This window comes from Bariatricus sp. SGI.161 (assembly GCF_050313695.1).
GTDB lineage: Bacteria > Bacillota > Clostridia > Lachnospirales > Lachnospiraceae > JAFBIX01.
Window position 1 is genome coordinate 1 of record NZ_JBNPLX010000005.1, and the last position, 14,781, is coordinate 14,781.

Below are 14,781 nucleotides of genomic sequence, written 5' to 3' on the forward strand. Positions count from 1 at the left end.
CTGGATTTGAACCAGCGACACCACGGGTATGAACCGTGTGCTCTAGCCAACTGAGCTATCCCGCCATATTAAATTAACACAACTCTTCTTGAGTTGAATGGGACCAATAGGGCTCGAACCTATGACCCTCTGCTTGTAAGGCAGATGCTCTCCCAGCTGAGCTATGATCCCATATTGGTTTGCAAGTTCTTATCTCTCGAACCGACTTCGTCAGTATACCATTAATTCTCACCAATTGTCAACAGTTTTTTTAATTTTTTTGCAAATTCCGAAAATATTTTTTATAATCCCCGAAAATACGCCATTTCATGCTCGTAAATAAAATTCTCCTTTCAAAAAGGGACAGGGATATTTTAATTTGGGACGGAGGAAATTGAAAAAACCCCCGTCCCCATATACAATTTACACAATTCCCTGAGCTGTCATAGCATCTACTACTTTTTCGAATCCGGCAATGTTTGCTCCGGCAACGTAGTTGCCGTCCATGCCGTAACGTTTTGCAGCATCGTCAATGTTATGGCAGATATTTACCATGATGGATTTCAGTTTTGCATCTACTTCGTCGAATGACCAGCTTAAGCGTTCGCTGTTCTGGGACATCTCGAGTGCGGATGTTGCAACACCACCAGCGTTAGCAGCCTTTCCAGGTGCGAAGATGACTCCGTTTTCCTGCAGATACTGTGTTGCTTCCAAAGTGGTAGGCATATTCGCACCTTCGCATACTGCTACACATCCGTTTGCTACTAACTGTTTTGCATCTTCTAAGTGAAGTTCGTTCTGTGTTGCACATGGAAGAGCAAGGTCTACTTTTACAGACCATACGCCGCGTCCTTCATGATATTCTGAATTTGGACGATATTTCTTGTATTCTGTTAATCTTGCGCGATTTACTTCCTTGATTTCCTTCAATGCGTCTACATCAATTCCTTCTGGATCATATACCCATCCGTTAGAATCGCTGACTGTTACGACCTTAGCACCTAACTGCTGTGCTTTCTGTGTTGCGTAGATTGCAACATTTCCGGAACCGGATACAGCAACTGTCATGCCTTTGATGTCTTTTCCATTAATCTTAAGAAGTTCCTCTGTCAGATACAGAAGACCATAACCTGTAGCCTCTGTTCTTGCAAGAGAACCGCCATAGCTTAATCCTTTACCTGTAAGCACACCTTCATAAGTTCCCCGGATTCTCTTATATTGTCCGAACATGTAGCCGATCTCTCTTGCACCTGTTCCGATATCACCTGCCGGAACGTCTGTATCAGCACCGATGTATTTGCAAAGTTCTGTCATAAAGCTCTGGCAGAATGCCATTACTTCTCTGTCTGATTTACCCTTTGGATCAAAATCAGAACCACCTTTACCTCCGCCGATAGGAAGGCCTGTCAGTGAATTCTTGAAGATCTGTTCAAAACCAAGGAATTTGATAATTCCAAGATTAACAGATGGATGAAGACGTAATCCTCCCTTGTAAGGTCCGATTGCGCTGTTGAACTGTACACGATAACCTGTGTTGACCTGAACCTGTCCCTTGTCATCTACCCATGGAACACGGAACTTAATCTGTCTCTCTGGTTCTACCAGTCTTTCAAGCAGGGCATCTCTTCTGAATTTTTCTTCATTTGCCTCTACTACTACTCTCAATGATTCCAATACTTCTTTGACTGCCTGGTGGAATTCTGGTTCAGCAGGGTTTTTTGCCACTACTTTTTCCAGGACTTCATCTACATATGACATACCTTTTACCTCCTAAAAAATTCCTTCAAAGCATTTTTATATAATGCACTCCCATGTTATGCCTTATATAAAAAAACGGGCAGACAAGGCCTACCCGTTTGTGACGCTTTTGTCAATTAACATTGTAAAGGATTCACGTATAGAACACAAGGTTTTTTTTCAATTTTATGCAATTTATGCAATTATCTCCTTTTATTCTTTCAAAAACGCCTTAATTTTATGCAGTTTTTACGCTATAATTCGTTTTTTCTTGAAACAGAGTGCTCTCTAAGTTTCATTTTCTTTGTAGCTTATTTAAAATATTCTACACCAGATTCAAAGATCTTCAGATCCTGTTCTCCGTAAATATTCATAGCGACGGAGCGTGCACGTCTCTCAGAATGTGCCATTTTACCAAGCACACGTCCATCCGGGCTGGTGATACCTTCAATTGCACAATAAGATCCGTTAACATTCCATTCTTCATCCATAGTAATATTACCTTCCGGATCACAGTACTGCGTTGCGACCTGCCCATTAGCGAAGAGTTTATCCAGCCATTCTTTATTGGCTACAAAACGTCCTTCACCATGAGAAGCCGGGTTGGTATATACACCGCCGAGCGTTGCTTTCTGAAGCCATGGAGACTTATTGGTAACTACTTTTGTGTATACCATCTTGGAAATATGACGTCCGATCGTATTGTATGTCAAAGTCGGGGCATCTGCATCCTGTCCGGTAATCGCTCCATTTGGAACCAGTCCCAGTTTGACAAGTGCCTGGAATCCGTTGCATACACCGAGTACCAGTCCGTCACGCTCATTCAAAAGTTTTTCTACCGCTTCTTTCATCTTCGCATTCTGGAATGCAGTTGCAAAGAATTTTGCAGAACCATCCGGTTCATCGCCAGCACTGAATCCGCCTGGGAACATGATAATCTGGGCATCATTGATTGCTTTTTCAAACACATTGACAGAATCAATGATATCTGAAGCATTCATATTCTTGAATACTTTAATATTCGTCTTTGCTCCGGCTCTTTCAAATGCTTTTGCACTGTCATATTCACAGTTTGTTCCAGGGAATACCGGAATAAATACCGTCGGCTGCGCAATCTTGTGGTTACAGATATAGATATCTGAGGTCTCATACACTCCAGTTTCAACCTTTTCATCCTGTCCTTCTGCACCAGAATTAGTCGGGAATACTTTTTCCAGTGTTCCTTTCCATGCTTCTTCTGCATCGGCAATGGTAATCTTTACATCCTTGTATGCAAGAACAGGTTCTTCTGTCACTTCACCGATTACCATATAAGTGATGCTCAATTCTCCCACTTTATCTGCAGGAACTTCCGCAATGATATCACCAAATGCAGGAGCAAACAGATCTCTTTCATCTACATTGTGTTCCAGAGTAACACCCATTCTGTTACCAAATGCCATCTTGCTGACAGCTGCTACAATACCATGTCTGTCAAGTGCATATGCAGATACAATCTTTCCGCTGTGAATATCCTCTGTAAACTTCGCATACTGATCCATGACTTTCTCATATACCGGGACATCATATTCATCTGTCTCAATACGAAGCCACACCAACTTATTACCTGCCTTCTTCAATTCAGGAGTAATAATATCCTTTTCTGTAGCAACATCTACTGCAAAGGAAACCAGTGTCGGCGGAACATCGATATCCTCGAAAGTTCCAGACATACTGTCTTTTCCTCCGATGGATGGAAGGCCGAATCCAAGCTGTGCATCGTAAGCCCCCAGAAGTGCTGCAAACGGCTGGCTCCATCTATGTGGATCTTCCGTCATACGGCGGAAATATTCCTGGAAAGTAAAGCGAATCTTGCTATGGTCACCACCTGCTGCAACAATCTTCGCAACAGACTCGGTCACAGCATAGATTGCTCCATGATATGGACTCCAGGTGGACAGATACGGATCAAATCCATAACTCATCATCGTGACTGTGTCGCAGTCTCCCGTCAATACCGGAAGTTTTGCTACCATCGCCTGTGTCTCTGTCATCTGGTATTTTCCACCATGTGGCATAAATACGGACGCAGCACCGATGGAACCATCAAACATCTCTACAAGACCTTTCTGAGAACATACATTCAGATCTTTCAGGGTTGCCATCCATTTTTCTTTGACATCTCCAACTTCTTCTCTTACAAGAATGCTGTCTTTTCTGTTCGGAATATCCACTGCAACCGTAGTTTCCTGATGTGCTCCGTTCGTATCCAAGAATGCACGGGACAGATTGACAATCTCTTTTCCTCTCCAGGAAAGCACCAGTCTTGGCTCCTCTGTTACAACTGCAACACAGACTGCTTCCAGATTTTCTTCTTTTGCATAGCCCATGAATTCATCTACATCTTTTGGATCAACGACGACTGCCATACGCTCCTGGGATTCAGAGATTGCAATTTCCGTTCCATCCAGACCTGCATATTTCTTCGGGACTTTATCAAGATCAACTTTTAAACCGTCCGCCAGTTCTCCGATTGCCACAGAAACTCCGCCAGCGCCAAAGTCATTACATTTCTTAATTAATTTACTTACTTCTTCTCTTCTGAAAAGGCGCTGAATCTTACGCTCTGTCGGAGGATTCCCCTTCTGAACCTCAGCACCGCAAGTTTCAATAGATTCTTCGGTATGTACTTTGGAAGATCCGGTTGCTCCGCCGCAGCCATCACGTCCGGTACGTCCGCCAAGAAGGATAATGATATCTCCAGGATCAGAAGTCTCGCGGATAACCGCACGTCTTGGTGCCGCACCTAATACCGCTCCGATTTCCATACGTTTTGCCACATAATTTGGATGATAGATTTCTTTTACAGCTCCTGTTGCCAGACCGATCTGATTACCGTAAGAACTGTAACCATGAGCTGCCTCACGAACCAGTTTCTTCTGCGGAAGCTTTCCTTTCATCGTATCTTTCACAGATACCGTCGGGTCTGCCGCACCTGTCACACGCATCGCCTGATATACATAAGTACGTCCTGACAATGGATCACGGATCGCACCGCCAAGGCAGGTAGCCGCACCACCGAATGGTTCAATCTCAGTCGGATGGTTATGAGTCTCATTTTTAAAGTTCACAAGCCATTCTTCTTCCACGCCATCTACTTTGATCGGTACAACAATACTGCAGGCATTGATCTCATCAGACTCCTCCTGATCTGCAAGCTTTCCTTCTTTCTTTAATTTACGCATCGCCATCAAGGCAAGATCCATCAGGCATACGAATTTATCCTCTCTGCCTTTGAAAATCTCGCTGTGATCTGCCAGATACTGCTTATATGTATCCTCGATCGGCTCTTTATAATCACCTTCTCCGAAAGTAACATCTGTCAGTTCTGTTGAGAATGTTGTATGACGGCAGTGGTCAGACCAGTAAGTATCCAGCACACGGATCTCTGTCATGGAAGGATCTCTGTCTTCCTCTCCTTTAAAATATTTCTGAATGTGAAGGAAATCCTTAAATGTCATAGCAAGACCCAGAGAAGAATACAATTCTTTCAACTGATCCTCTGCCATATCTTTAAACCCGTCAAATATAATGACATCTGCAGGTTCATCAAACTTCGTCACAAGAGTATCCGGCTTCTCCATGCCAGTCTCCCGGGAGTCTACCGGATTGATGCAGTGAGCTTTGATTGCCTCAAACTCTTCGTCAGAGATTACTCCATCTCTTCCTTCAATCACATAGGTGATCGCCGTCTTAATAACAGGCTGCTCATCCTCTTTTATAAATTGTACACACTGAATCGCAGAATCTGCACGCTGGTCAAACTGCCCAGGCAGGAATTCTACAGAAAAGATTCTGCATCCGTCCGCAACAGGAAATTCCTCGTGATACAGTGTATCTACCGGTGGCTCAGAAAAGATTCCATTGCAAGCTTTTTCGAAAGTTTCATCGGAAATATTCTCCACATCATAACGAATCAGTACACGCACACTTTCCACATCTTTAATCCCGAGATAGCTCTTAATCTCATGTCTTAAATCGTCTGCCTGTACTGCAAATCCTGGTTTCTTTTCCACGTAAACACGTTTTACATTACTCATAAATCATCCTCCACACATGAATTCTAGATTATCTGGTTACATTGTATCATAGTTTTTCTTATTAATAAAATTAATACATCTTAATCATTCTATAAGTATTACTTATCATTCTTTTTCACTTTTCTGTTCCAGATCAGGAACATGATTAAAAGAAGTAGTAACATTCCCACAAATGACATACCGATTCGAATCACCATATCAGAAAAGAACCCTTCCGGGAGCATCCGAATCATATAGTCAGTATCTTCATCAAAGAGCCACAGATCATTGGTAAAAAATATTTGATGAAATATCGTAAAGCACTTTGTAAAATCAATAGAAAATGCCACTGCCAGAAATGCAATCAGCGCCAGGAACACACCGACCGCAATAAAATAAGCTTTGGGAAGTAGATGCTTCCAGTCTGCCTTCCGTGCTATGAGCAGCACAAGCAGTACGAGAAAAACAATCAGGCATACGGTTCTTAGTTTTAACCCGCCTAAGAACAAATTCCTTACATCTGCCATATGCAGCCTGTCCTGTTCATTGAAAAAGTCCTGCGTCTGGCCATCTACCTCCGTCACAATTGACAATTCATCCTCTTTTCCAATCAGATAAGCCATCATGTGGTCTGTCACTTTCATGACATCTACAATCTTCATATTCAAAGCTTCCGTAACCGTATATTTTTCATATTCCTTCTCATAAAAACGATATTCCGGATCCCCATATATCACCAGTTGAAAACTGGTCAGCAGCATTGCAATAATGAGAAGAAACATTGCAACAACAGCCGTTACACTCATAATCTTATTCTGTTTTCTATTCATATCTCGCTCCTTCCATCCCCATTCTAACATAATCCTCATTGTAATTCACTTCTTTTTGACTTATAATTGGCTTAGCTTTATCAGGAGGACTTATAAATGGATATCAATTATGAATTATATAAAGTATTTTATTATGTAGCAACGACCCTCAGCTTCTCCGAAGCTTCCAAGAAATTATATATATCTCAGTCAGCCGTCAGTCAGTCTGTCAAATCTCTGGAAAAAAAGTTAAATCAGATTCTGTTCATCCGCAGTACAAAACAAGTACGTCTAACACCGGAAGGCGAAATCCTCTTAAGACATGTGGAGCCTGCCATCAATCTGATCAAACACGGTGAAGCTTCGCTTCTGGAATCCAATGCAGGCGGAGGACAGATTCGCATTGGGGCAAGTGACACAATCTGCCGTTATTTTCTGGTTCCTTATCTGGAAAGATTCCATAAGGAATTTCCAGGCACTCATATCAAGGTTACAAACGCAACTTCCGTTCGCTGTGTAGAGTTACTGGAAAGCGGCCAGGTTGACCTCATTGTCGTCAACTATCCCAATACCTATCTTAGAAATGTCTCTAACGTAAAGAAAATCCGGACTTTTCACGACGTATTCATTGCAAACAATGCTTTTTCAGAATTAAAAGGAAAAAAACTATCTTTAAAACAATTATTAGAATATCCGATTCTTATGCTGGATAAGAAAAGTACGACCAGCGAATTTTTGCATGCACTTTTTCAGCAACATCAGCTGGATCTGGTTCCTGAAATCGAACTGAGCAGTAACGATCTTCTCATCGATCTTGCAAGCATTGGCCTGGGAATTGCATTCATACCGGATTACTGCATTCCTCATAAATCTACAGAACTGTTTATTGTTAGGACTCAGGAGGAACTCCCTGCACGTGAACTGGCAATCGCATATGATGAACATATGCCAGTATCAAATGCGGTGTTAGAATTTCTGAATTATTTCTAATGATCTGCTCTGTCTAGTTCCATATTTCAGAAAGCTATTCTCCCCATTTTTTCCAGAATGTCTCCAGGTAATCCTCTACATTTTCCACATTACAGAGCGCATACTCCTTCCATTCTCTTGGAAATGTTTCCTGATATCTTCCATCACGGAAGCGCTCATCCAGTAACAGGATCACCCCTCTGTCTTCATCTGTACGAATGACTCTTCCTGCTGACTGAAGCACCTTATTCATCCCAGGATAAAGATAAGCATAATCAAAGCCTCGCAATCCATGTGCATCAAAATAATTCTTCAACAATTCTCTTTCCCGGCACACCTGAGGCAGTCCGGTACCAATAATGATCGCGCCGATTAATTTATCTTCTGCCAGATCAATTCCCTCCGAGAAAATACCACCCATTACACAGAATCCCATCAGGCTGTGCTTTCTGTCTTCTTCAAAATTTTCCAAAAAGATCTCTCTCGCCTCTTCCGACATATACTGAGACTGCATCACATATTCGATTTCCTGATCTTCTTTTAACAGATCAACAAACACTTCATAAACTTCTTCCATAAATCGATAGGAAGGGAAGAACGCAATATAATTACCGATTCTTGTTCTTGCAACCTGTATCAGATATCTGGCATAACGCCGATACATGTCCTCGCCTCGTCTGGTATATTTTGTACTGACATCGGTACCAAGAATCAACTGTCTTCTTGCAGGATCAAATGGAGATTCTGCATATATCGCGTAATCTTCTTTCGAAGTACTTAACAGCTTTTTGTAATAATGAATCGGAAGTAACGTTGCAGAGAAGAAGATGGTACTATTTCCCTTATCCAAAAACTCCTGTAAACAATTGGCAGGATTGACGCAGAACAGCCGAAGCTTAAATCTGCCACTGTCTTCTAATTCTGAATAGATCAGATAATTCTCATCCAACCGGTCATGGATATTGAGAAATGTACGTACAGAAAAATAAAGATTCAAAACTTCTTGTCGAATCTCTTCTTCTTTACAGTCTTCCAAATATCTCTCCATCTCCGTCATTAATGCCATTAATTTTAAATAGATATGGGAGACACTGTCTAACACCTGCAAACCGTCACATTCTCGCTTTAATGCCAAAAGCTGCTTATTGCAGTCATTCAGCTTCCGGGCAAGTTTTTCATCTCTGTCCTTTACCAGTTTTTTTATCTTTAAAATGTCTTCTTTATAAATCTGGGCACTGTACATCTCACGACCGCGTTCAACCAGATTATGCGCTTCATCAATGAGGAAAAGATATTCTCCTTTGTTCCCTTCACCGAAGAATCGTCTCAGATATGCGTTCGGATCAAACACATAATTATAATCGCAGATGACTGCATCTACCCACTCTGCTATGTCCAGACTCATCTCATGCGGACATACCTGCCACTTTCTTGCCTGTTCTTCCAGAATCTCCCTGCTCATCTCATCGGAAGTCGTAATCAACTCATATACCGCATCATTTACTCTGTCATAATGTCCCTTCGCATATGGACATGCATCAGGATTACAGTTTGTCTCTTCACAAAAACAGATCTTTTCCTTCGCTGTCAGAACAATCACTTTCATGCGAAGCGCCTGTTCTTTCAGTGTGTCAAACGCCTGCCATGCCACCGTTCGAGTAATCGTCTTCGCAGTCAGATAAAACAGTTTTTCGCCCAATCCTTCCCCAATCGCCTTTACAGCCGGGAATACAGTCGCCATCGTCTTGCCCACTCCCGTAGGAGCCTGGATAAACAGCTTCTTCTTGCGAAGAATAGTCCGGTACACCGATACGACCAAATCCTTCTGTCCCTCACGATATGCAAATGGAAATTCAATTTCTTTAATAGATTGATTCCTTTTTCCCTTCCACTGAATCTGATACCTTGCCCATTTCTCATACTTCCCGATCAATTCCCAGAACCATGTATCTAATTCCTGGAACGAATATACACTCTGAAAACGCTTAATCTCTTCCGTCTCCATATTACAATATGTCATCTGTATGCCAATCTCTTCTAACTTCTTCTGACTGGCATAAATATATGCATAACATCTTGCCTGTGCCAGATGGACTCCGACAGGTTCTTTCAACAAGTTCAGATCTTTCAGCACTCCTTTGATCTCATCGATCACAATTCCTTCCGGCGTCTCTATGATTCCGTCTGCACGCCCCTCAATCATAAGAAGGAATCCTTTACAAGGCACTTCGAACTTCAATCCAATCTCTGCATGATAATCCGACCCCATACGGCGCTGAATCTTCCGGTGAATCTTACCGCCCAAAAGCATACTGTCCTTATCTGCTCCTGCTATTCTATTGTCGATATCCCCGCTGCGCATAATAAACTCCACAAGACTACGCACGGATATCCGGATGACCGGCTGTTCTAAATTCATAATCTCTTCTTCTCTCTATACTAACTTTTCTTATTATAGCATAGATATTACCGGAACTCTACCATATCCGGCCGGAAGCGGAGCGGCAAATGCTGCCTCTGGCACTTCGGATTCTCCCTGGATGGAATAGAAATTGTCTTGCAAAATCCCTTCCACAGCTTTTCAAATTCTTTTTCTCTCTCAGAAAACGTAAGATTCTCTTCTATCTTACATTGTTCATCCCATAAAAGGATCCATTTTTTCCCCGATTCATGAACTACAAACATATGATGTGTCTTATCATGTATCATCCAGTTCTCCAGAGGAAGGCGATCCGCGAAATGGGGTGCAAGGCAGGTAAGAACCTGTGATTTTGGTGTAATCCCTGCATATAACACGCCATTTGCAAGTTCCTGAAATCTCAGGAAGCCTTTGAGTGAATGTGCTTCTCCGCCCACGTTTCTACTAAGTTCAAATACCTTCTCTACCTTGGGGTGGCTGAGATATTCCATAATTCTTGTACTGTCAGGCAGCTTCCGTGCCGCCAACATCGTTCCAAGTACTGCATCTGCCTTTTCTTTATCCGCTGACAGCACAGCATGATAGATATCCCAATAAGCATTCTGTCCCAAATGCTTCCTGATCAGTGCTTCCACCGCAATCGCTTTATGCTCCGTCTCCTCCACCTCAACATAATCACAGAATAAACGAGGTTCCAGGAATCCTCTTAATGCAATCCCACATTCATCTTCCCCTTTCCTGCTCTTCCACGCATCATATATCCCCGAAAAAATCCCAGTGACCGTATCACTGCACACATAGATTGTTTTTATCATTGCTTCCATATACATACTCCCTGAATCTCACATCATCAAAAAGGGACAATTGCTGATATCCCATATTCGTTATCTCCTTTGGCAGCTTTTCTCCTGCATCCAGAAGATTTCTGGTAATATAATCCACATCCATCTTCGTCGGATACAGCATCTTCCCACTGCATGTGATAAAATACAACGCTCGCTTCAATACAACCCCCATCTTCTTCAGATCTGGGAAATCCAGCGTACCAAACTTTCTCGCTTTCATAATCCGGGATGCAGACTTATATCCAATTCCCGGCACCCGAAGCAGCATCTTATATTCTACCCGGTTAATCTCTACCGGAAACTGATCCAGATGCTGCAATGCCCAGTTACACTTCGGATCAAATAACACATTAAAATTCGGATTCTCTTCCGACAAAAGTTCCTCTGCCTGAAAATGATAGTAACGAAGCAGCCAGTCTGCCTGATAAAGACGATGTTCTCTTAAAAGAGGCGGTCCGTCATCCGTCCTTGCCGGCAAGGCAGCATCCTCATTCACATGCACGAATGCCGAATAAAATACTCTTTTTAATCCAAACTTCTGATATAGCGACTCTGCCACCTGCATAATCTGATAATCAGTCTCCGGAGTTGCTCCTATGATCATCTGCGTACTCTGCCCTGCCGGGACAAAACGCGGCGCATTCCGATACAACTGAATCTCCTGCTTATTCTCATCCATGCGATTCTGTACCAGACGCATCGGTGTCAGAATATTTTTTCTTGTCTTATGCGGTGCCAGAATCTTCAGGCTCTCTGCCGTAGGAAGTTCCAGATTCACACTCATTCTGTCTGCCAGAAATCCAACTCTCTGGATCAGTTCTGGATTCGCTCCGGGAATTGCTTTCACGTGGATATATCCCTGAAAATGACATTCCCTTCGCAGTTTATACAATGTAGCATAAAGCAATTCCATTGTATAATCCGGACTCTTCAATATCCCAGAACTTAAGAACAGTCCTTCAATATAATTTCTTCGGTAGAATTCCATCGTAAGAGTACAGACTTCTTCCGGTGTAAAAGCCGTCCGCACCACATCATTGCTTCTTCGATTCACACAATACTTGCAATCATAGATACACTCGTTGGTAAATAAAATCTTTAAAAGAGAAATACATCTTCCATCTGCCGAAAAGCTGTGACAGATTCCCGACTGTTCACAGCTTCCTATTCCTCTTCCATCATTGTTGCGCGAAGTTCCGCTGGAAGTACAGGCAACATCATATTTCGCCGCATCCGTTAAGATATTCAATTTATCATAGACCGTCATAGATTCCTGAATCCTCACAAAACCACCCTTCCCTTTTCACAGAACGCAAAAAGAACATACGTTTGTATTTTCAATTATACAAATGTATGTTCTTTTTGTCAATAAGTTCCAAGAAGGAAGATCATTCTAGTATTGGTTACTGTACATTGGCTGCAGCATCTCCGTTATATCACTGATAACCGAAATCAGGGTATGGATATCCCCCTCCCGATTCCGCTGATATGCATGATAACCACCCTGAATACAGCAACTTAAGATAATATTTTTCACTGCATCATCCCTGTATTCCGGGTATTTTTCAAATATCATTTCCTTAATACTCGTCTCAATCCTATCTGCAAAATGGTTCCTCTGTTTTCCTGAAAACAGAATCATAGTCAGAGAATTCTGTGACAGATATGCCATAAACAGCTCCTTGGTAAATTCTGCCGGATTCTCCATAATATACTCAGGATGGGAGATGCTGTTCGTAATCGACATGACTACTTCCGCTTCCATACTGTCTGACAGATCATAAATATCTTTATAATGAGAATAAAACGTCGATTTATTAATGCAAGCCAGTTCACACAATTCTCTGACTGTAATCTTTTCCAATGGTTTTCTGGAACGCAGTTCTATAAATGCATTCTTGATTCCTCTTTCTGTCTTTTCAATCCGCAGATCCATATATTGCTTCCTCCAAACATTCTATTCTTGATATTTCCCGACAAATTTTGCAATCCGTTGCTTATCCATCCATCTGTCTACATTGTTGGTGGATAGCCCGATATCAGATTTGTATAATCATTATAGACGAAAAAAGCAACTACTGTCTATTATTTTATAGAATTGGAGGAAACATTATGGATTTTTTTGGCTTTTATACTGGGAAAATATTTGACGCATATCGCTATCTCGGCGCACACGTAGAAGAACAGGGGGTTACGTTTCGTACATTTGCCCCCGGCGCTTCGCGCATTACCCTGATTGGAGAATTCAATGGCTGGCAGGAATGGGAAATGAACCGGGTCCACGACGGAAACTTCTGGGAATGTTATGTACAGAATGCACATCCTGGAATGATGTATAAATACCGGATTTACAGGCAAGATCAATCCTATGTAGACCACTGTGATCCTTACGGCTATGGTATGGAACTTCGCCCGAATTCTGCTTCATATATCCGTGATCTGTCTTCTTATGCTTTTCAGGATGATGCATGGATGCGGAACCGGACAGATTGCAAAGAGCAGCCTTTAAATATCTATGAAATTCATTTCGGATCTTTTAAAAAGCCATCCGATAAAGCTGATGACTGGTATACCTATACGGAAATGGCTGATATTCTCATCCCTTACCTGAAAGAATATGGCTACAATTATGTAGAAATCATGCCATTGAGCGAACATCCCTGTGATGAGTCCTGGGGATACCAGAACACAGGATTTTTCAGTCCCACTTCTCGTTATGGTACTGTAGAAGATCTGATGAAATTTGTCGATACTTGTCACCAGAATGACATCGGTGTCATCTTAGATTTCGTTCCGGTTCATTTTGCTGTAGATGGATATGCTCTGGCCAATTATGACGGAACTGCTTTATACGAATACCCTCATCAGGACGTAGGAGTCAGTGAATGGGGAAGCTGCAACTTCATGCATTCACGCGGAGAAGTACGCTCCTTCCTGCAATCCGCCGCCAATTACTGGCTTACAGAGTATCACATGGACGGAATCCGTATGGATGCCATCAGCAGAATCATCTACTGGCAGGGCGAACCTGCAAGGGGTGTGAATCATAATGCCGTAGAATTCATCCGTGAAATGAACCGCGGATTAAAAACGATGCACCCCACTGCCATTCTGTCTGCTGAAGATTCTACCTCATTTCCTAATGTCACAAAACCAGTCAGCGAAGGTGGCCTTGGATTTGATTACAAATGGGATATGGGATGGATGAACGATACCCTGGATTACTTCCGAACCGCACCAGAATATCGAAGCCGTGATTACCACAAACTGACCTTTTCCATGATGTATTATTATAACGACACCTTCCTTCTTCCGCTCTCCCACGATGAGGTTGTGCACGGCAAAGCAACGATTCTGCAGAAAATGAGTGGAGATTACGATATGAAATTCCCACAGGCAAGAGCATTTTACATGTATATGTATGCACATCCAGGGAAAAAACTGAATTTTATGGGAAATGAACTGGGACAGCTGCGAGAATGGGATGAAAAACGTGAACAAGACTGGAACATCCTGAAATATCCTATCCACGATGCATTCCACCACTTTATGAAAGATCTGAACCTAATCTATCAGACACATCCGGCTCTTTCCCAGAAAGATTATACTCCGGATGGATTCCAATGGATCGACTGCCACCAGGAAGAGCGTTGTATTTATGCCTTCGAACGAAGATCCGACCAGGAACGAATCTTGGCCCTTTTTAACTTTTCCGACACGCAGCAGGAAAAATACGAATTCGAAGTGAAAGATGCCAAAAAGCTGACCATTCTGATTGCCAGTGATATGGAACAATATGCCGGAACGAAAAAATATAAGGCCATGAATATTCCAGTGCAAAATGGAAAAGCGATCTTGGATCTGGAGCCTTATTCTGCGATTTATCTGCAGGTTGGGATCTAGTGGTTGGGACCGGATTCCAGAGATGATGTCTGTGGAACTGAATCGGCAATATAACACATTGC

9 protein-coding genes and 1 tRNA gene are annotated in these 14,781 nt (G+C 42.3%); 2 read left to right on the top strand and 8 right to left on the bottom strand.

Features of this window, described 5'->3' with window-relative positions; genetic code table 11:
* Positions 1-98: 98 nt before the first annotated feature.
* From ACQRBH_RS04085 to ACQRBH_RS04100, 4 genes are all read right to left on the bottom strand, one after another.
* A tRNA-Val gene (locus ACQRBH_RS04085) sits at positions 99-171 on the bottom strand.
* Between the two features lie 231 nt (positions 172-402).
* The gene (gdhA, locus tag ACQRBH_RS04090) at positions 403-1,737 is read right to left on the bottom strand and encodes an NADP-specific glutamate dehydrogenase (protein ID WP_427744276.1); all 1,335 of its coding nucleotides are present in this window, start codon (positions 1,735-1,737) and stop codon (positions 403-405) included.
* Positions 1,738-2,027: 290 nt separating this feature from the next.
* Complete coding sequence (locus tag ACQRBH_RS04095) at positions 2,028-5,795, bottom strand: phosphoribosylformylglycinamidine synthase (protein WP_427744277.1); 3,768 nt, start codon at positions 5,793-5,795, stop codon at positions 2,028-2,030.
* A gap of 98 nt (positions 5,796-5,893) precedes the next feature.
* A complete protein-coding gene (locus ACQRBH_RS04100; RefSeq protein WP_427760962.1) occupies positions 5,894-6,604 on the bottom strand; it encodes a TIGR01906 family membrane protein in 711 nt (236 codons plus the stop codon).
* Positions 6,605-6,700: 96 nt separating this feature from the next.
* Here ACQRBH_RS04100 and ACQRBH_RS04105 point away from each other — a divergent pair, with 96 nt between their 5' ends.
* Positions 6,701-7,573, top strand: a complete 873-nt coding sequence (locus ACQRBH_RS04105; protein WP_427744280.1) for a LysR family transcriptional regulator — start codon at positions 6,701-6,703, stop codon at positions 7,571-7,573.
* A 34-nt stretch (positions 7,574-7,607) separates the two neighbouring features.
* Here the strand turns inward: ACQRBH_RS04105 and ACQRBH_RS04110 are convergent, their stop codons facing one another.
* From ACQRBH_RS04110 to ACQRBH_RS04125, 4 genes are all read right to left on the bottom strand, one after another.
* Positions 7,608-9,971, bottom strand: a complete 2,364-nt coding sequence (locus ACQRBH_RS04110; RefSeq protein WP_347376059.1) for an ATP-dependent DNA helicase — start codon at positions 9,969-9,971, stop codon at positions 7,608-7,610.
* Between the two features lie 47 nt (positions 9,972-10,018).
* Positions 10,019-10,783, bottom strand: a complete 765-nt coding sequence (locus tag ACQRBH_RS04115) for a TIGR03915 family putative DNA repair protein (RefSeq protein WP_347376065.1) — start codon at positions 10,781-10,783, stop codon at positions 10,019-10,021.
* Entirely contained in the window at positions 10,758-12,101 is a 1,344-nt protein-coding gene (locus ACQRBH_RS04120) for a putative DNA modification/repair radical SAM protein (RefSeq protein WP_427760963.1), read from the bottom strand. Before ACQRBH_RS04120 ends, ACQRBH_RS04115 begins: the two co-directional genes overlap by 26 nt.
* Before the next feature lie 108 nt (positions 12,102-12,209).
* Positions 12,210-12,752, bottom strand: a complete 543-nt coding sequence (locus ACQRBH_RS04125; protein WP_427760964.1) for a TetR/AcrR family transcriptional regulator — start codon at positions 12,750-12,752, stop codon at positions 12,210-12,212.
* 176 nt (positions 12,753-12,928) lie between these two features.
* Between ACQRBH_RS04125 and glgB the strand changes: the two genes are divergently transcribed.
* Positions 12,929-14,719: a 1,4-alpha-glucan branching protein GlgB gene (gene glgB, locus ACQRBH_RS04130; RefSeq protein WP_427744285.1), complete on the top strand. Its 1,791-nt coding sequence runs from the start codon at positions 12,929-12,931 to the stop codon at positions 14,717-14,719.
* Positions 14,720-14,781 lie beyond the last annotated feature (62 nt).